The following is a 19199-nucleotide window of genomic DNA, read 5'->3' as shown; positions in this document are numbered from 1 at the left end:
GTTGCCGCGGCTCCTCCCCCTGCGAGCAGGGGGAGGTTGGGAGGGGGTGCTTTTGGCGAAGAGCGACCCCACCCCGACCCTCCCCTGCGTCGCAGGGGAGGGGGAAAGACAGTTGCGCACGGAGGATGGGGTCGTCACAAATCCGGCCCGATCACCAGGTGCAGCTGGATGCCGTGCGCGCGGTCGGCGTGGATCGGCGTGCCCAGGTCCACGCGGATCATGCCCACCGGCGAACGCCAGCGCAGGCCGAGGCCGGCGCCGATCTTCGGGCGATAGTCGGTGCCGCGGAACGCGTTGCCGGTATCGACGAAGGCAGCCATGCCCCAGTTGCGGCTGAAGTAGTGCTCGACCTCGCTGCTGGCGACCAGCAGGTTGGTGCCGCCGATCACGCGATCGTCGCTGTTGCGCGGCCCGATCGACTGGTAGCCGTAGCCGCGCACCGAGCGGTCGCCACCGGCGAAGAAACGCAGCTGCGGCGGCAGCGCGGTGAAGTCGTCGGTGCGGGTGATGCCGAAGCTGCCGCGCAGGATCAACCGGTTGCGCTGGCGCTTGCCGAATGCGCGGATCCACTTCGCATCGGCCGTGAGCTGACTGAAGCTGGCGTCGGAAAGCAGGTTGCCGGCGGTGCTGCGCACGGCCATGGTGAGCAGCCAGCCACGATGCACGAAATCCGGATTGTCCGCCTTCTTGCGGGTCAGCGACGCTTCGCCGAATACCAGCGTGCTGCGTCCGTGTTCGATGCCCGGGGTGTTGTCCGGCTCGCCACCGCGCTTGCCCACGGTGAACGTGCCGGACAGCGCGTGCACGCCCAGGGTGCGGGTCCAGCCGTGCCACTGGCGGGTTTCGTTGCCGACCAGTTCCAGCGTGCGCGACTGCGAGGTGGCGGTGTTCGCGTCGCGGAAGTTGGCGCCGAAGTTGTAGCTGCGCTGGTTGTCGCCGGGCATCGGAATCGAATACAGCGTGGACAGCGTCTTCAGCTTCTGCGCCACCACCAGCTCGTTCTTCCACTTGTGTCCGCGCCGGTTGATCCAGCGCCGTTCCAGGCCGCCGCGCAGGCCGAAGCCGGTATCGGTGCCGATGAACGGCCCGCCGGTATAGATCGAACGCTTCGCCGGCGCCAGCTGCACGGTGACATCGACCACGCCATCCTTCGCCTCGTCGATGTCCGGCAGCACGTTGACCACCGAAAAGTAGTCAGCGCCATTCAGCGCCTGCTGCAGCACCAGCAACTGGTCCTGGGCAAAGTAGTCGCCCGACTTGAACGGCACGTAGCGATCAAGGAAGCCGTCGTTGAACTGCGAGCCCTCGAAGTGCACCTGGCCATAGCGATAACGTGGTCCCGCCTGCCACGCCAGCTTGACCGCCGCGCTGTGGTTGGCCCGGGTCACCTCGACGCGATGGGTGACCAGCCGGGCATCGAGGAAACCATTGGCAGTCAGTTGCGCGCTGAGCGCATCACGCGCGGCGTCGTAGGTGCCGTGATTCAGTGGCTTGTCCCTGAGTCGCTCGATCGCCCGCTTGGCGCCGCGCAGCGGGGCAATCTTCGCGGCCGTCTCGTCCAGTTGCACCTCGACGCTGGTCACCTTGACCGGCTCCCCCGGCTTCACATGCAAGGCCACCCGCCAGTCCCTGCCGACCTGCTGCAGCTCGCCGGTGACGGCGGCATCGTAGTAGCCATAGGGCTGCAGCGCGCTACTGACCTGATCGGGAGCGCGTTCGTACAGTCGCCGGACCTGGGCATCGCTCACTTCGCGATTCGCGTACTGCGACAGCTCGACGGCCGAGATCGCCGCGCTCTTCAAGGGATCCGCCACACCATCCACCGTCAGCTGCACGCCGGCATGGCTTGGTGTCGCCAACAGCAGCAGCGGCAGCAACAGGCTCAGGCGTCGGGGGATACGGCGCATGCGTGGGGTTCCATCCTCATGGGTGTCTTCGCTGGGGTGAGGGCAGCTTACCCAAGGAGTTGTTGGCTTCATATGAAGCGTGGCGTATTTCCTGAACGCCAGGGCGTCACGCTTGATTTGTTGATATCGCCGAGGCGATATCAACAGCCCGCATCAGCCGGCCTTGTCGCCGGCCTTGTGCGCGATCCACGCACCGATCACCGCCGACACATAGGGAATCGACTGCGCGGCGAGGATGAACATCCACAAGGTACCTTCGATGTAACGCGTGCCGTAGCCCAGCGCCATGCCGACGATGCACAGCGCCAGCGCGATTGCCATCAGCCCTTCCTCGCGCACCGGAGCGAACGCGGCGAAATTGCTGCCGCCCAGGCGCCGGCTCTTGGCGGTGACCACGAACGAGGTCTTTTCGCGGGTGAGGCCGTGCAGGATGCCGCGGGCGATCGCGTGCGACAGACCCATGCTGGCCAGCGAGGCCATCAGCGTGTCGTACCAGCTGCACGGCACGCGGGCACGGTACAGCACGATGCCGAAGATCGCCTTGGCGAAGAAGAAGCCGATCACCGGGATCAGGAACAGCTGCATCGGCAGGCTGAAGTACTGCGGCCAGGCGATCATGCCGGCGGTCCAGAACAGCGCCATCAGGGTGAAGATCAGATGCAGTGCATCGGCGAACCAGCTGAACCAGCCGGTGAGGAAGTGAAAGCGCTGGCCGGCCGACAGCGGGCCCTTCTGCGTCATCCAGCTCCAGCGGCCCTTGAGGATCTGCATCGCGCCGAACGCCCAGCGGTAGCGCTGGCTCTTGTAGGCCTTGAAGTCGGCTGGGGTCAGGCCCTTGCCCATCAGCTCATCGACGTAGACCAGCTCGTAGCCGGCATGCATCAGGCGCAGGCCCAGCTCGGCGTCCTCGCAGATGGTCCACTCCGACCAGCCGCCGGTGCCTTCCAGCGCGCTGCGGCGGACCATCGTCATGGTGCCGTGCTGAATGATCGCGTTGCGCTCGTTGCGATGGTGCATGCCGATGCGGAAGAAGCCGTCGTATTCCCACGCGGTCATCCGCCGGAACGCGTTGTGCTCGAACTCGCGATGCGCCTGCGGGCACTGCACCACCGCCACCTTCGGGTCGTGGAAATACCCGGTGAGCGTGGCCAGCCAGTCGGCTCGCACTTCGTAGTCGGCATCGATCACCGCCACCACGTCGGCGGCCGGATCGGTTTCCTTCAGGCCGAAATTCAGCGCGCCGGCCTTGTAGCCGGGCCACGGCTCCAGGTGGAAGAAGCGGAAGCGCTTGCCCAGCTTCTCGCAGTATGCCTGCACCGGCTGCCACACCGCCGGGTCCTTGGTGTTGTTGTCGATCACCAGCACTTCGTAGTTGGCGTAGTCCAGCGCAGCCAGCGAATCGAGCGTGATGATCACCATCTCCGGCGGCTCGTTGTAGCAGGCCAGATGGATCGACACGAACGGCTGCTTTTCCGGTGGATCGGGCGTCAGCATCACGGCGTGCCGCATCCATTTCGGTCGCCACAAGACCTCGGTGAACTCGAAGCCGTTGATCAGCAGGATCGCCAGAATCGCGATCTGCGCGGGGAACAGCAGGGTGAGCATGGTCCAGTCGACCCAGCTCAGGTAGAAATTGAACGGCAGCGTCGCCGACCACGTCAGCAGGCCGCAGGCCAGCTGGATCAGCATGCAGAAGAACAGCTTGCCCATCAGCTTGAAGCGGCTGAACCGGCGTGCGAACAGGATCATCGGCAGCAGCGCCAGCAGGCTGGCGGCGATCGCCTTCCACGGCCAGCCGGTATCCTCGGTGACCGGCCCGGTCAGCGGGAACTTCATCTGCCGGTCGGCGTTGAACATGCCCCAATAGGCGCCGGTGCGGCCCTCGCCGAGGTTTTCCTTCCACGGCTGGTCGAACGCCTCGAGCAGGTAGTAGTCGATGTGCTGCTGCTTGGCCACGTTCATCCAGTCGCGGATGAAGATCGCCTCGTTGGACACCGACGGGTCGGCATACTCGTGGCGGTCGCCGTTCGACGGCCAGCCGATCTCGCCGACCACGACCGGCTTGTCCGGGTAATGCTGGCGGATCTGGTCATAGGCACCCAGCGCGGCCGGCACCGCGTCCTTGCGCGCGATGCCGTTCCAGAACGGGAACAGATGGATGGTGATGAAATCCACGTGCCGCGCCAGCTCGGGATACTTCAGCCAGATGTAGTCCGGTTCGGCGATTGACACCGGCTGGTGCACGGCCGCGCGTACCCGGTCCAGGTAGGCCATCATCTGCTCGGGCGTGAGGTCGTTGCGGAACAGCACCTCGTTGCCCACGATCACCCGGGTGATCGTGTCCGGATAGGCGCGCGCCTTGGCGATCAGCAACTCGATCTCGCGCTCGTTGTTGTCCAGCCGCTTGTCGATCTCGGCGCCGGCCATCACCTTCAGGCCCTCGGCCTGCGCCAGCCGATACAGCTGCGGGTTCTGCTGCATGGTGTACGTGCGTACCCGGTCGCTGTACTTGTGCAGCAGCTTCAGGTCGGCGGCGATCTCGTCGTCGCCGGGGTAATCCTGCTTGAACGGGCTCTGGTAGCGCTGGAACACCGAAAGCGAGAAACCGCCGATCTTGCCGTGCCAGTCGTCCGGCCCGTGCGGCAGGTTGCCGTACCACCACAGGCCGATGTTCATCGCCGCCACGACCAGCGCGAGCAGAATCGCAGTGAGCAGCGGGTACCGGCTGTTGTGGTTTGCTGCGGTGGCGCTCAAGAGATCCCCAGGGAGGCTTCGCCGGACTGGCGACAGAGCCGCAGAAGCTTAGCGAATTTGAGGCCAACGGCCAATGAATCCCGCTGCGGGCGATGCTGCCCGGGGGTGGAATACCCGGACTTTGACCGGCCGGTCGGCGCCGAGGATGCGTGATTGTCCCGGCCGCTGACTTGCGCGTTCGGATCAGGCAGGCGCCCAGGCCGTAGCTGATCCAGCGCACGTTTCCCGCAGTTGACGTCTCCGCAGCGACGACAGCCTGGCCTGCCAGCAGGCTTGCCTGCATTCGCCCGCAAGCCGTTGTTGCGGAAAACAAGTTCCTGCTGCACAGCGGATATCCGGCAGCCGAGCCATGCGAACCAGCTGCGCGATCACTAGGAAACTGTCCTATGGCGCGGTGGCCGCACGATCCGAACAATGCGCCGGGTTTTCGAGGTGGCCGGCACGCGCCGCGAAGCCTCCGGGTCTGTCAAGGAAGGATCGTTTTGTCACAGGGACTGTTTCGCCAGGAAGTCATCGATGCCAGGCGCGGTGATTGGCTCGGCTCGATCATCGTGGCTGCGCCGTTGTCACGCTGGTTGCTGACCACGCTGGCGATGGCCCTGGCCACGGTGATTCTGCTGTTCCTCTTTCTTGGCCACTACACCCGCCGTGAAACCGTGGCGGGGCAGCTGGTGCCCAGTGCCGGCTTGCTCAATGTCGTGGCTCCCGGCGCCGGCACGATCACCCGGCTGAATGTGCGCGACGGCCAGCAGGTCAGCAAGGGTGAGGTATTGCTGCGCCTTTCCAGCGAGCAGGACAGCGCGGCACTGGGCGATACCCACGCGCTGGTCGGCAAACAGCTGGAGATCCAGCGCTCCCGGCTGCAGGCCGATCTCGTCAACCAGCAGCAGCTGAGCGCACAGCAGGACAGCGCGCTGCAATCCCGCATGGCCCTCCTGCAGGGACAACTGGCCCAGATCGCCGGGCAACTGGCGATCCAGCAGCAGCAGGTGACCAGCAACCAGCAGATGCTGGCGAAGATCACGCCGCTCGCTGCGCGCGGTTTTGTCTCGGCCGTGCAGATCCAGCAGCAAGAGGCGGCTGTGCTGAATGCCCAGGCGCAATACAAGACGCTGCTGCGCCAGCAACTTGATGCGCGCCAGCAGCTCGATGAATCACGACAGCAGCTGGCTCGCCTGCCGCTGGATGATGCAGGCAAGCGCAACGAAACCGAACGACAACTCGCGACGCTGGCCCAGTCGACGGCGCAGAACGAAATGCAGCGGGCGATCGTGTTGCGCGCGCCGCGTGATGGCATGGTTTCCACCGTGCTGCTGAAGGAAGGGCAGATGGTTGCTGCGGGCCAACCCCTGCTGTCCATCCTGCCGGAGGGGTCGAGCCTGCAGGCGCAGTTGCTGGTGCCGAGCCGGGCCATCGGCTTCATCGAACCGGGCAGTCGGGTGGTCTTGCGCTACCAGGCTTTTCCCTACCAGAAGTTCGGCCAGCAGTACGGCAGGGTCAGCGACATCTCGCGCAGCGCCCTGGGCGTGGCGGAGGTCAATGCCTTGATCGGGCAGCAGGCACGCGAGCCGCTGTATCGCATCGAGGTGAAGCTGGACAGCCAGCAGGTGACGGCATACGGGCGGCCCGAGCCGGTCAAACCCGGAATGGCTCTGGAGGCCGATGTGCTGATGGAACGCCGCCGCCTGATCGAGTGGGTATTCGAGCCGCTGTACGGCCTGGCGCATCACCTGACCGGAAGTGTGCCCCATGGCTGACGGCAACCTTGCTTCCCGCAATGCGACGCCCGCGAGCAAGCACGGAAGCTTGCTGCAGTTCGGCTGGCGACGCGTGTTGCCGATGGTGCTGCAGACCGAGGCCGCCGAATGCGGCCTGGCCTGCCTCGCTATGATCGCCACCCAGCACGGTCACGACGTGAACCTGGCCGGCCTGCGCCGGCGCTTTTCCAGCTCGCTCAAGGGCGCCACGCTGGCACGGGTGATGGCGATGGCGGGCCAATTGGGCTTTGCTTGCCGTCCCTTGAAACTGGACATGGATGACCTGTGCCAGCTGAAGGTTCCTTGCCTGCTGCATTGGGATCTCAACCATTTCGTCGTGCTGAAGAGCGTCGGAAGGCGCGGTGTCGTCATCCATGATCCCGCATGCGGCGTGCGCAAGCTGAGCCTGAAGGAAACGTCCGACCACTTCACCGGCGTGGCGCTTGAACTGAGTCCCGTCGCTGATTTCGCCCCGGTGCGCGAGCGCCAGGCGGTGTCCATGCGCGCGCTGACCGGCCGGGTGCGCGGCCTCGTTCCCGCGCTCGCGCAGATCCTGTTGCTGGCCTTGGCGCTCGAAGTGTTCGCGCTGGCTGCGCCGTTCTATCTGCAATGGGTGATGGACCAGGTGCTGGTATCGGCCGATCACGACCTGCTCACCTTGCTGGGCCTGGGTTTCATCGGTATCGCGATCTTCTCGGCGCTGGTCACCGCGGCGCGCTCGTGGGCGGTCACCTGGCTGGGCGCCACGCTCAACGTGCAATGGGCCAGCAACCTGTTCGCCCACCTGATGCGGCTGCCGCTGGACTGGTTCGACAAGCGGCATGTCGGCGACGTGGTGTCCCGCTTCGGTTCCATCCAGACCATCCAGCGCACGCTGACCACGCAGTTCATCGGTTCCCTGCTGGACGGCCTGATGTCGCTGGTAACCCTGGTGGTGATGGCGTTCTACAGCATCTGGCTTACCGCGTTGGTGGCCGGCCTGTTCCTTGTCTATGGGCTGATCCGCTGGGGCTTCTTCGGCCCGCTGCGGCGTGCCAGCGAGGAGCAGATCGTCTACGGCGCCCGTCAACAGAGCGAGCTGCTGGAATCCATTCGTGGCGCGATGCCGATCAAGCTGGCCAACAAGCAGGATGAGCGCCTGTCCCGCTACGCCAATGCCACAGTCGCCACGGCCAACCGCGACATTGCCATCCAGCGCCTGGGCATCGCCTTTGTCCTCAGCAACCAGCTGATGTTCGGCATCGGCCGCGTGGCGATGATCTGGATCGCCGCCACGCTGGCGCTGAAGAACGAGTTTTCCGCGGGCATGCTGATCGCCTTCATCGCGTACGCCGATCAGTTCCTCAATCGCGCGGCCAGCCTGATCGACAAGTGGGTGGATTTCTGCATGCTCAAGTTGCATGCCGAACGCGTCGCGGACATCGCGCTGACCACGCCGGAAGAGACCTCTTCGTCGTCCTGGGACGGGCCAGCCCCCGAGGCGGGCATCGAGTTGTGCAACGTCAGCTTCCGCTATGCCGAAGGCGAGCCGTGGATACTTCGCCACTGCAGCCTGCGCATCGACGCAGGCGACTCGGTGGCCATTGTCGGGCCCAGTGGTTGCGGCAAAAGCACATTCGCCAAGATCGTGCTGGGTCTGCTTGCACCGACGGAGGGCGAGGTGCGTTTCGGTGGCGTCGACATTCGCAAGCTGGGGCTCGATGCCTACCGCCGCTGGGTCGGCGCGGTGATGCAGGACGATCAGCTGTTCGCGGGCAGCATCGCAGACAACATCGGCTTTTTCGATCCCGAGGCAACGCCGGTGCGGATCGAAGCCGCTGCGCGACTCGCCGCCGTCCACGACGACGTCGCCGCGATGCCGATGGGCTACCAGAGCCTGGTCGGCGACATGGGTTCCAGCCTGTCTGGCGGACAGAAGCAGCGGGTGATCCTGGCGCGGGCGCTGTATCGGCGACCGCGACTGCTGGTGCTGGACGAGGCGACCAGCCATCTGGACGTGGAGCGGGAGCGGCTGGTCAATGCGGCGGTGCAGCGGTTGCGGATCACCCGGATCGTGATTGCGCATCGGCCGGAGACGGTGGCGGCCGCCGGGAAGGTCATTCAACTGGGTATGAAGCGAGATTGATCGTGGCCGGCGAAGCCGCTGCGGTAAGTGCCAGGCAGAGGCTGTCTGCCAAACTGGAGAAAGGAATTTCAGATGATCGAACTTGCAGCTGTGGACGTGGAAATGGTTTCCGGTGGCGCGATGAGCACGGAAACCAAGGTCGAGATTGGTATCGCGCTGGCGGTTTGCCCGATTCTCGGGCTGGGCATGCTGGCCGGCTATTACGCCAACGCCAAGTAATCAATCCTTCAACTGATCGAGGAATGGATATGTCGAATCAAATGAACAGGAAGTTTGCCGGACGGGTGCTGTCGGTAAACGAGGTCGAGCAGGTTTCCGGCGGTGTCTTGGTAGAGGTGATCGTCGGTGCTGCCATTGCCGCCGGTGTCGCTCTCTTCAAGGAAGGGTGCGAGCTCGGCAAGCAAATGGCCGAGCGAGACAATGCCAGGTAATCGAAAGATTCAAATGGACAAGCACCGTCTTGTCCGTACCGTTTTGGGTGACATGTGAACAAGGGGTGGTTGCAGCGAGTAACGCGCTGCAGCCACCCACTCGATCAATTGGAGGGATGCCATGCGCAGAGCAGATGCCATCGCGATGCTGTTCATAGTAGTGAGTCTGCTTCTTGTCATGTTTTGCCCGGACAAGTCCGGTGTCCTGAAGCAAATATGTCTGATAAGCGCCATCGTGCTTCCGTTTCTGGCCGTGGCGGTGAGCATTGTCGCCAGGTTGAAGTAGGGCGCTACCTCAGTTTGATTGGCGTTATATGTCGGGGCGTCCCTGCGAGGCGGGCGCTGCAGCTTGTTGCTTCCCTTTTATCAAATGTGCATGGCTAGCTCTTTTCCCGCCCGGAAAAGCTGATGGGTGATCCTGGCGCGGGCGCTGTATCGGCGACCGCGACTGCTGGTGCTGGACGAGGCGACCAGCCATCTGGACGTGGAGCGGGAGCGGCTGGTCAATGCGGCGGTGCAGCGGTTGCGGATCACCCGGATCGTGATTGCGCATCGGCCGGAGACGGTGGCGGCCGCCGGGAAGGTCATTCAACTGGGTATGAAGCGAGATTGATCGTGGCCGGCGAAGCCGCTGCGGTAAGTGCCAGGCAGAGGCTGTCTGCCAAACTGGAGAAAGGAATTTCAGATGATCGAACTTGCAGCTGTGGACGTGGAAATGGTTTCCGGTGGCGCGATGAGCACGGAAACCAAGGTCGAGATTGGTATCGCGCTGGCGGTTTGCCCGATTCTCGGGCTGGGCATGCTGGCCGGCTATTACGCCAACGCCAAGTAATCAATCCTTCAACTGATCGAGGAATGGATATGTCGAATCAAATGAACAGGAAGTTTGCCGGACGGGTGCTGTCGGTAAACGAGGTCGAGCAGGTTTCCGGCGGCGTCTTGGTAGAGGTGGTCGTCGGCGCCGTCATCGCGGCTGGTGTTGCCCTCTTTGTGGAGGGGTGTGAACTCGGCAAGCAAATGGCCGAGCGAGACAATGCCAGGTAATCGCTGATCCCGACGAAAGGCGACTTGATGGGTACCCGGATCGGATGTCCCTCGATCCGGGTGTCTTGGGGTTGGCGGCAAGGCCTGCAACTTGAATCCCAGCATCGACACACGGTGCGAGAAGCGGCAACCGGGAAAGCGTGGGAAATGCAGGAGCTGAGCATGAATGGAATCGAGCAGGTCAACAACGGCTTTGTCGTCGTTGTCGCGCAGGCTCTTTTCGACGTGGGCGTGGTTGCCGGTGACACTTTTCAGTTGAAAAAAATCAACGACTGATTCAATTGCAACGGTGTGGGGGTTGACTGGCGTTGCCGCCACATGCACTCAATTCATGTGGCGGCTTCAATGAATCCTTGCGGGCTGACAGCATGAAGTTCAAGTATGGTTTTCCGCCTCAGGTTGGCTGCGATCTGTCCGATGCGAATCGGTTGCTAGAAAATTATGGGCGACTGCATGTCGTGGCAACACTGCTCGGACTGCTTCTGATCGGGCCATGCTTGTACCTCGCCTGGTCGCTGCTGTGGCCGCACAGCTGGGCGCTTGGCGTCTTTGACCAACCTCCCGGCATCTTCATCGGGACTCTGGTCGGCATAGTCATCATGCATGAGTTCATTCATCTGCTGGCCTTGCCCGGTTCCGCTCGTGGCGAACGCTCATACATGGGATTTGATCCGAAAACGCATCTTCCCCATGTAGCCTATCTGGGCGAATTGAGCCGGCCAAAAGCGGTGATGGTGGCATTCATGCCGATGCTGGTGCTGACGCTGCTGCCATTTCCCCTGGCCTGGATGGTGCCCGCCCCATACCTGCCCATGCTTTCGTCGTTGTCCATATTGAATGGAACCGCCGCGAGCGGCGACGTGTGCATCATCTTTCTGCTGCTCTGCAAAGTACCGCGCAGCGCGGTTGTTCTGGGAGAGTTCTATGGGTTTCGCCACGGCTGATACCGCACCGGTTCGTTACCCGGCGGTGGGTCAGTTTCCAGCGACCTGGTGGGAGTCTGATGACTTCGCAGGACGGGCCTGGGCATCGCCTGCCGCCCATGCCTGAGACGTAGTCGCGGCGCGAAGGGTGATCCGGTTGGGCATCGAACGGCCGGCTTGCTCCGCCACCACGGGAGGCGAAGGTTCCTCGATTGCGACTGCAGCGGTGGGGCGCCACATGCCGTGCTAGCAAGCGGGTGCATCGACATCATTACGGAAGTACGGCTCCGGCAACGGATCTGCTCGGGACGACGCATGAAAAAGCATGGCTTCATGGCTGGGATATTGATCACCACCGTGCTGTTCAGTCAGTGCGTGTGGGCTGGATGGATCCGGTCTTCCGTCTCGACCATACGGTTGGAGGGGGATATCGAAAGAGGTTCGTACGAACAATATCTGGCGGTCGCCAGGGGTGGCTTTACCAGAGTGCTGCTCAACAGCAGCGGTGGGTACCCCTCGGTGGCGTTGAAGATAGCCAGGGACATCCAGGCGCATCCGGATGTCGAAATGGACGTGAAAGGAGTCTGCGTTTCCGCGTGCGCAAGCTATCTGGCCATCGCCGGACGGCATCTGAAGATCGAGTGCGATTCGGTGGTCGCATGGCACGGTGGCCTCGGCAATCCGGAAGACGAAGCGCGTTCCATGCGCACCGAGAACATTCCTGAGGGGCTGGTGGTTGCGTATGCGGCCTGGCTCAAGGCATTTCATGCCGACGAGTCGGACTTCTACGTTCGCGCTGGCGTGAACATCGCCGTGCTTGCCGATTCGGAGAAGGCCGTCAGCGCTCTCGATCTGGACGAAAGCTACACGCTGGACGCCGTAACTGGCGAGTACTCGTATTCGACATCCGCCGGCGTCTGGGTACCGTCGATGCGTTCGTTGAAAAAGTATGGCGTGAAGGACCTGAAGTATTGCCGCGATGACGACGCGGCCGAAATCGGCAAGGCGCTGAAGAAGAATGGCTACTCGGTGAAATTCTCCACCGCCACGTTCCGTTGAATGGCGGGTGATCCGGTACCTGTGCAGGGCGACAAGTGAAGAAGAAATGCGCCGCTCACCCGCCAGCCGATGATGGCGTACCTGCCGGCTCACGCCGGCGGGTACGTTCCGGAGATGAGTCATGAGCCTCGACACGTTTGAAATGGTCGTCATGGACCCTCGCGGTGGGCTTCTATTTCGTCTGCATGCGCCTGGGCGAACTGCCTTCGCAGCTGCGCGAGCTGGAGAGGCGCCTGCTTGGCGACAGCGAAGCCGACCTGGCGAAGTTGGCCGAGATCCGGTTGCTGGCCGTGTCCGGCAAGCAGGGGCACGACGTGGCCGCCCATCGCCGGTATTTCAGAACCACCCCGGCCGAGGCCGCCGACGCGGTCCGGAAGCTTGATGGCGATGCTGCGGCGCGTGACGCCAGAAGCCGGGTGATGCCGGTTGGCCCGCAGGGCGCGCGAATCGGCGCCGACGAGTCCGGGCATGAATATTGGGTTAGAGTCCGCGCAGTAGCCGCTTCTTTCGGCGGCGTTCGCAGTGGTCGTCAGTTCGCGGCGCAAGGCGCTGCGTATCCTGGGAATCACATGCGACAACTTACCTGGCGTTTCCTTTTGCTTGCCCTGGTCTTCCTCGGGCTGAGCCGACTCGGTCTTGCGTTGTGGCTGTGGCCGCGGGCGGGGGCGGCGGGCGGGTTGTGGCCGGTGCTTTTGGGCGGGCTGCGCATCGACCTGAGTTTGCTGGCGATGATCTGTGCACTGCCGGCGCTGTTGTCGCCGTGGCTGGGCCACTGGCGTTGGGCGGCGCGCATCACGGCCTGGTGGTATCGGGTGTGGTGGCTGCTGTTCGTCCTGCTGGAGCTGTCCACGCCGCAATTCATCCAGGAGTACGACACGCGCCCGAACCGGTTGTACGTGGAGTACCTGAGCAGCCCGCACGAGGTTTCGGCGATGCTTTGGCACGGCTACAGGGGCGTGCTGTTGTTTGCACTGGTCGGGCTGCTGGTGCTGGGTTGGCTGGGTTTCCGGATAATGCGCACGCGACTGCTCGATGCGCCGATGCGCCTGCGCTGGCGGCCGTTGGTGAGCGCCGCCCTGCTGGCACCGCTGTTTCTGGCCGCGCGCGGCACGCTCGGTCATCGCCCGCTGAATCCGTCGATGGTGGCATTCAGCGACGATGCGATGGTCAACACGCTGCCCCTGAATTCGCTGTACAGCGTGATCAATGCCATTCTCGACATGCAGAACGAACGCTCCTCGGCGGCCCTGTATGGCCCGATGCCCGAAGCGGAGATGCAGCAGCTGGTGCGCGAGGCGTCTGCTATCGATGGTCCGACGCTTGATCCGCAGCATCCCAGCTGGCATCTGCAGCAGGCCTCGAAGCGGCCGGAGCGGCCGCTCAATCTGGTCATCATCGTCGAGGAAAGCCTGGGTGCGCAGTACATCGGCACGCTGGGAGGCGAGCAGTTGTCGCCGCAGTTCGATGCACTGGCGAGGGATGGCTGGTTGCTGGCGCGCACTTATGCCACCGGCACGCGCTCGGTGCGCGGGCTGGAAGCGATCACTACCGGTTTCCTGCCCACGCCGGCCGAGGCCGTGTTGAAGCAGCCGCGCAGCCAGCGCGGCTTTTTCACCCTGGCCGGTCTGCTCGGCGAATTCGGCTACCACTCGCGCTTCATCTACGGCGGCGAGGCGCACTTCGACAACATGAAGTCGTTCTTCCTCGGCAACGGCTTCGATGAGGTGATCGACCAACCGAAGTTCGAGGTGAAACCTGGATCCGTCGGCTCGTGGGGCGCGTCCGACGAGGACATGTTCAACGAGCTGCATCACCGGTTGATGCAGGACGGCAAGTCGCCGCAATTCACGCTGGCGTTCAGCGTCTCCAATCACACGCCGTGGGAGTACCCGGCCGGTCGGATCGAGGCGAGCGAGCCGGCTGCCAGCGTACAGAACACGGTGCGTTACGCCGACTGGGCGCTCGGTCGATTCTTTGCGAAGGCGATGCTGTCGCCGTACTGGAAGAACACCGTGTTCCTGATCGTGGCCGACCACGACTCGCGGGTGTTTGGTGCCAGCCTGGTGCCAGTGCGGCATTTCCATATCCCGGCACTGATCCTCGGTGCCGGCGTGCCGGCGCAGCGCGACGAGCACATCGTCAGCCAGATCGATCTGGCGCCCACGCTGCTGTCGCTGATCGGCATCAGCAGCATCCATCCGATGCTTGGCTCCGACCTCACCCGGCATTATCCGGGCCGCGCCATCATGCAGTACGGCGACAACTACGGTTACCTGAAGGCCGACCAACTGGTCGTGCTGCAACAGGGACAGCCGGCGACCCAGTTCCATTACCAGGTGGATGGCGAAACGCTGACGCCGACGAAGATCGACCCGTCGCTGGCGCGCATGGCGCTGGCCCATGCGTTGTGGCCAAGCTGGGCCTACTTCAACCAGCGTTACGGCTTGCCGCCGACCTCCATGCAGCCGGCGCCGGCGCCAGCGGCGACGGTGCTGAAGCCGATGGAGCCGGACAAGTGCTGTGCAACGCTCCAGCTGTAGACAAGGAAACCCGGCGCAGGGCCGGGTTTCTTCGTGATGTGGCGGGAGTGGCGATCAACGCAGCAGCGAGCGCAGCATCCACGCGGTCTTCTCATGCGCCTTCAGGCGGCCGGTGATCATGTCGGCGCTGCCGTCGTCGCCGGCGGCGTTGGCGGCCTTGAGCGTGTCGCGCGCGGTGGCGGCGGCCACTTCGTGACCTTCGACCAGCTGGTTCACCATCTCCTTCCATTCCGGCACGCCGGACTCTTCCTTGATCGAGCTGAGCTTGCCGAACTGGCTGTAGGAGCCGGGGGCGAACACATCCAGGGTGCGGATGCGCTCGGCCACTTCATCGGCGGCCAGCCACAGTTCGTTGTACTGGGTCTCGAACATCAGGTGCAGGCTGTTGAACTGCGGGCCGGTGACGTTCCAGTGGAAACTGTGCGTCTTCAGGTACAGCGAATAGGTGTCGGCCAGCAACTTGGACAGGTGCTTGGCGACCGCTTCGCGGTCCTTCTTGGCGATGCCGATGGAAATGGCCATGTGCTGCTCCTTCCTGTGTGAGTGATGCGATGGCGCCACAGTAGCGGGTCGATCCTCGCCGGTGAAATGAAACCTTCGTATGCCGCCGATAGCCTTTGACTATCGGGCCAAAGGTCGCCACCAGCTATCATGTGCGGTCCGATGAATGACCGCCCGCCACCCCTGCCCGATCCCTCCGCCGATGCCGGCCTGCGCGAGCTGCGTCGGCAGCTGGATGCGGTGTCCAGCCGCGACTTCGGGCGCCTGCTGGGGCGTTGGCGCACGCTGTCGCGCCGGCCCGACGAAGGCAAGCTTGCCGCACTGCGCGCCGATATCCAGCGCTCCGCGGCCCAACGCCGCGCACGCGTCGCCGCCAAGCCCGAGATCCGGCTGGACGAATCGCTGCCGATCAGCGCCCGCGGCGAAGACATCGTCAAGCTGATCCGCGAACACCAGGTGGTGGTGATCGCCGGCGAGACCGGCTCGGGCAAGACCACCCAGTTGCCCAAGCTGTGCCTGGCTGCCGGTCGCGGCGAAGCGGGCATGATCGGCTGCACCCAGCCGCGCCGGCTGGCGGCACGCTCGGTGGCGCGTCGCGTGGCCGAGGAACTGGGCACGCCGCTGGGCGAGCTCGTGGGCTTCCAGGTGCGCTTCAACGACCAGGTGTCCGAGCGCAGCCTGATCAAGTTCATGACCGACGGCATCCTGCTCGCCGAGACCCAGGGCGATCCGTGGCTGAGTGCCTACGACACCATCATCATCGACGAGGCGCACGAGCGCAGCCTCAACATCGACTTCCTGCTCGGCTATCTCAAGCGCCTGGCGGTGAAGCGACCGGAGCTGAAGATCATCGTCACTTCGGCGACGATCGATACCGCGCGCTTTGCCGAGCATTTCGACGGCGCGCCGGTGGTGGAAGTGGAGGGGCGCGCGTATCCGGTGGAGTTGCGCTGGCGCCCTATCGGGGGTCCGGTCGGGGGTCAGAGTCACTCTTCGCCCGCGAAAGGTGACTCTGACCCCATCTCGCGTGGCACCCAGCAGGGCAGCGCCGAACACATCGCCGCCGTACTCGACGAAATCAGCCACGACGACCCGCGCGGCGACGTGCTGATCTTCCTGCCCGGCGAGCGCGAGATCCGCGATGCGCACCAGCTGCTGTCGCGCCGGCAATACCGCGAAACCGAGATCATGCCGCTGTATGCGCGGCTCTCCGCCGGCGACCAGGACCGCGTGTTCAAGCCCGGCGTGAAGCGCCGCGTGGTGCTGGCCACCAACGTGGCCGAGACCTCGCTCACGGTGCCGCGGATCCGCTACGTGATCGACACCGGTACGGCGCGGGTGAAGCGCTACAGCCAACGCAGCCAGTTGGAACGGCTGCACGTGGAGCCGATCTCGCAGGCGGCGGCGGACCAGCGCAAAGGCCGCTGCGGCCGCGTCGGGCCGGGCGTCTGCTATCGCCTCTATGACGAGGCCGACTTCGCCGGCCGCGCCGCGTTCACCGATCCGGAACTGCTGCGCTCGTCGCTGGCCAACGTGATCCTGCGCATGCTGGCGCTGAAGCTGGGCGAGGTCGACGAGTTTCCGTTCCTCGAAGCGCCCGATCCGCGCGTGATCGCCGACGGCTTCCGCCGGCTCACCGAGATTTCCGCGATCGACGAGGCGCGCAAGCTCACCGCGATCGGCCGCAAGCTGGCGCGGCTGCCGATCGACGTGCAGCTGGCGCGCATGCTGGTCGAAGGTGAGCAACTGCATGCCCTGCGCGAGCTGCTCACCATCGTCTCCTTCCTCAGCATCCAGGACCCGCGCGAGCGCCCGGGTGACGCGCGGCAGCAGGCCGATACCGCGCATGCGGTCTTCGCCGATTCGAAATCCGATTTCGTCGGCGTGCTGAACCTGTGGCGCGCCTACCATGACGCGCACGAGGAACTGACCCAGTCGAAGCTGCGTGACTGGTGCTCGCGGCATTTTCTCAGCTTCATGCGCATGCGCGAGTGGCGCGAGCTGCATCGGCAGCTGTTGCTGGTGGTGGGTGAGCTGGGATGGAAGCTGGATGGACAGCCAGAAGCTGCACGCCTTGCTCCTCCCCCTGCGAGCGGGGGAGGGAGCGAGAGCGATGGTGACCGTCTTTACGAATCCGTGCATCGCTCCCTGCTCGCCGGCTTGCCCACCCAGGTTGGCCGCAAGGACGAAAAAGGCGTTTACCTCAGCACGCGCGAGCGCAAGTTCCATGTGTTCCCCGGCTCGGCGCTGGCCAAGGCACCACCGAACTGGATCTTCTCCGCGCAGATTCTCGATGTGGGTGGGCGCGTATGGGGCATGAGCAATGCGCGGGTGGAGCCGCTGTGGATCGAGCAGCAGGCGGCGCATCTGCTGCGCACGCATTGCCGCGACGCGCACTGGTCGAAGAAGCGCGGCTGCGTGGTGGCCTACGAGCAGGTCAGCCTGTTTGGCCTGGTGCTGGTGGAGAAACGTCCGGTGACGTTCCAGCAGCAGGACCCGGCATTGGCACACGCGATCTTTCTGCGCGAAGGGTTGGTCCGCGGCGACATCGACAGTCGTGCCGAGTTCGTGCGTGCCAACCAGCGCGTGCTGGAGCAAGCGCTCGGCATCGAGGCGAAGCAGCGGCGCGAAGGGCTGATCCGCCACGAAGATGACCTGGTCGCGTTCTTCGCGGGCAAGCTGCCCGGAGAGATCGCCAGCAGCCGTGCGCTGGATGCGTGGTATCGCAAGGCGCGCCCGGCCGAGCAGGCCGCGTTGCGCTGGTCGCTGGATGACGTGATGGCCGGCGGCGCCGGACTGGACGCGAAGGCTTTCCCGGCGGCGCTCGAGCTGCCGGCGCAGAAATACAAACTCGAATATCGCTTCGTCCCCGGCGACGAAGCCGATGGCGTCACCTTGCAGCTGCCGCTGGCGATGTTGAACGCACTGCCCGCGGCGCGCTGCGAATGGCTGGTGCCGGGCCTGCTCGCCGACAAGGTGGCCGAACTGATCCGCGGCTTGCCCAAGGCGCTGCGTCGCAACTTCGTGCCGGCACCGGATTTCGCCCGCGCCTTCGTCGAGGCCGAGTCGCCGCGCGATGAACCGCTGGCCAGGGTGCTGGCCAGCTTCCTGAAACGCGCCACCGGCGTGGACATCGACGCGAGCGAGTTCGCCGCGGTCGAACTGTCGCCGCACTTCCTGATGCGCCATCGCCTCCACGATGAGGCTGGCAAGACCCTCGCCAGTGGTCGCGATCTGGCCGCGCTGCGCGGCCAGTGGGAAGGGCAGGCGCGCGAAGCGTTTTCGCGCCAGACCGACATCGAGCTGACCCGCGAGGACGTCGCCAGCTGGGACTTCGAGGCGATCCCCGCGCAAGTGCGCTCCGCGGGGGGACTCACCGCGTTCCCGGCGCTGGTCGACCTGGGCCAGACGGTGGCGCTGCGCGTGTTCGAGCGCAGCGACGAGGCCCGCGCCGCGCATCGGCAGGGCGTGGTGCGACTGTTGCGCAATGCCCTGGTCAGCGATGCCAAGCAGGCGCGCCGGCGCTTGCCGATCGGCAATGCGCTGGCGCTCAAGTATGCCCCGCTGGGTGGCGTGGACGGTTTGCGCGAAGACCTGCTTGAAGGCGGCTTCCAGGATCTGCTGGAACGTCACCCGCTGGACGTGCGCACCGCCGGCAGCTTCGAGGCCCTGCGCACGCAGTTTTCGCGCGAGCTGTTCGGTGCCGGTATCGAACGGCTGAAACTGGCCGAGCCGATCATCGAGGCGCAGGCCGAGATGAAACCCTGGCTGCAGCCGCCGCTGCTGGGTTTCGCCCGCGCCAGCTACGACGACCTGCGCGAACAGGGCGACACACTGCTCGCGCCGGGCTTCCTGCGCGACCTGACGCTGTCGCGACTGGCCCATTACCCGCGCTACCTGAAGGCGATGCGCCTGCGTGGCGAGCGGCTGCGCCAGGATCCGGCGAAGGACCAGCAGCGCATGTTGCAGGTGTTGCCGTACTGGCGTGCCTGGCTGCAACACCGCGCCGCCGGTGCCGATCCGGAAGGCTTGGCCGAGTTGCGCTGGCTGATCGAGGAGTGGCGGGTGTCGCTGTTCGCGCAGGAGCTGAAAACGGCCGAGCCAGTCTCGGCCAAGCGGCTGGCGAAGGCGCTGGCCGCCCTCGGCTGAGTCGTCGGG

Annotated in this window: 14 protein-coding genes and 1 pseudogene; 10 read left to right on the top strand and 5 right to left on the bottom strand. The window is 64.6% G+C overall.

Annotation, left to right across the window (positions count from 1 at the left end):
- Nucleotides 1–134: 134 nt before the first annotated feature.
- On the bottom strand, nt 135–1907 hold the full coding sequence (locus ACQGNJ_RS04375; protein ID WP_426688015.1) for an autotransporter assembly complex protein TamA: 1773 nt from the start codon (nt 1905–1907) through the stop codon (nt 135–137).
- A gap of 153 nt (nt 1908–2060) precedes the next feature.
- A complete protein-coding gene (locus ACQGNJ_RS04370; RefSeq protein ID WP_426688014.1) occupies nt 2061–4661 on the bottom strand; it encodes a glycosyltransferase family 2 protein in 2601 nt (866 codons plus the stop codon).
- A 482-nt stretch (nt 4662–5143) separates the two neighbouring features.
- Here ACQGNJ_RS04370 and ACQGNJ_RS04365 point away from each other — a divergent pair, with 482 nt between their 5' ends.
- The 6 genes and pseudogenes from ACQGNJ_RS04365 to ACQGNJ_RS04340 all read left to right on the top strand — a co-directional run bounded on the left by ACQGNJ_RS04365 (nt 5144) and on the right by ACQGNJ_RS04340 (nt 9806).
- Nucleotides 5144–6418, top strand: a complete 1275-nt coding sequence (locus tag ACQGNJ_RS04365) for an HlyD family secretion protein (protein WP_426688013.1) — start codon at nt 5144–5146, stop codon at nt 6416–6418.
- Nucleotides 6411–8543: a peptidase domain-containing ABC transporter gene (locus tag ACQGNJ_RS04360; protein WP_426688012.1), complete on the top strand. Its 2133-nt coding sequence runs from the start codon at nt 6411–6413 to the stop codon at nt 8541–8543. Before ACQGNJ_RS04365 ends, ACQGNJ_RS04360 begins: the two co-directional genes overlap by 8 nt.
- A gap of 72 nt (nt 8544–8615) precedes the next feature.
- Nucleotides 8616–8762 carry a hypothetical protein gene (locus ACQGNJ_RS04355; RefSeq protein WP_426687221.1) on the top strand — a complete coding sequence of 49 codons (147 nt, stop codon included), beginning with the start codon at nt 8616–8618 and terminating at the stop codon, nt 8760–8762.
- A 23-nt stretch (nt 8763–8785) separates the two neighbouring features.
- Nucleotides 8786–8974, top strand: coding sequence for a hypothetical protein (locus ACQGNJ_RS04350; RefSeq protein WP_426688011.1), 189 nt, complete (start codon nt 8786–8788; stop codon nt 8972–8974).
- A gap of 412 nt (nt 8975–9386) precedes the next feature.
- A pseudogene (locus ACQGNJ_RS04345) lies at nt 9387–9587 on the top strand (P-loop NTPase family protein); the annotation flags it as partial.
- Between the two features lie 72 nt (nt 9588–9659).
- Nucleotides 9660–9806: a hypothetical protein gene (locus ACQGNJ_RS04340; protein WP_426687221.1), complete on the top strand. Its 147-nt coding sequence runs from the start codon at nt 9660–9662 to the stop codon at nt 9804–9806.
- A gap of 8 nt (nt 9807–9814) precedes the next feature.
- On the opposite strand, the gene ACQGNJ_RS04335 is transcribed toward ACQGNJ_RS04340, so the two are convergent.
- Entirely contained in the window at nt 9815–10336 is a 522-nt protein-coding gene (locus ACQGNJ_RS04335) for a hypothetical protein (protein WP_426688010.1), read from the bottom strand.
- A 50-nt stretch (nt 10337–10386) separates the two neighbouring features.
- On the opposite strand from ACQGNJ_RS04335, the gene ACQGNJ_RS04330 reads away from it, so the two are divergent.
- Complete coding sequence (locus tag ACQGNJ_RS04330) at nt 10387–10962, top strand: DUF3267 domain-containing protein (RefSeq protein ID WP_426688009.1); 576 nt, start codon at nt 10387–10389, stop codon at nt 10960–10962.
- A 294-nt stretch (nt 10963–11256) separates the two neighbouring features.
- Entirely contained in the window at nt 11257–12000 is a 744-nt protein-coding gene (locus ACQGNJ_RS04325) for a hypothetical protein (protein WP_426688008.1), read from the top strand.
- Nucleotides 12001–12149: 149 nt separating this feature from the next.
- Here the strand turns inward: ACQGNJ_RS04325 and ACQGNJ_RS04320 are convergent, their stop codons facing one another.
- Nucleotides 12150–12545: a hypothetical protein gene (locus tag ACQGNJ_RS04320; RefSeq protein WP_426688007.1), complete on the bottom strand. Its 396-nt coding sequence runs from the start codon at nt 12543–12545 to the stop codon at nt 12150–12152.
- A 24-nt stretch (nt 12546–12569) separates the two neighbouring features.
- Here ACQGNJ_RS04320 and ACQGNJ_RS04315 point away from each other — a divergent pair, with 24 nt between their 5' ends.
- Nucleotides 12570–14540 carry an LTA synthase family protein gene (locus tag ACQGNJ_RS04315; RefSeq protein WP_426688006.1) on the top strand — a complete coding sequence of 657 codons (1971 nt, stop codon included), beginning with the start codon at nt 12570–12572 and terminating at the stop codon, nt 14538–14540.
- A 54-nt stretch (nt 14541–14594) separates the two neighbouring features.
- On the opposite strand, the gene ACQGNJ_RS04310 is transcribed toward ACQGNJ_RS04315, so the two are convergent.
- Nucleotides 14595–15062 carry a Dps family protein gene (locus ACQGNJ_RS04310; protein WP_426688005.1) on the bottom strand — a complete coding sequence of 156 codons (468 nt, stop codon included), beginning with the start codon at nt 15060–15062 and terminating at the stop codon, nt 14595–14597.
- Between the two features lie 141 nt (nt 15063–15203).
- On the opposite strand from ACQGNJ_RS04310, the gene hrpA reads away from it, so the two are divergent.
- Nucleotides 15204–19190 carry an ATP-dependent RNA helicase HrpA gene (hrpA, locus tag ACQGNJ_RS04305; RefSeq protein WP_426688004.1) on the top strand — a complete coding sequence of 1329 codons (3987 nt, stop codon included), beginning with the start codon at nt 15204–15206 and terminating at the stop codon, nt 19188–19190.
- The last annotated feature ends 9 nt before the right edge of the window (nt 19191–19199 follow it).

This window comes from Rhodanobacter ginsengiterrae (genome assembly GCF_050026815.1).
In the GTDB taxonomy this organism is placed as follows: Bacteria; Pseudomonadota; Gammaproteobacteria; order Xanthomonadales; family Rhodanobacteraceae; genus Rhodanobacter; species Rhodanobacter ginsengiterrae.
The sequence above is the reverse complement of the archived record's forward strand: the minus strand, read 5'-3'. Positions and strand labels throughout refer to the sequence as shown.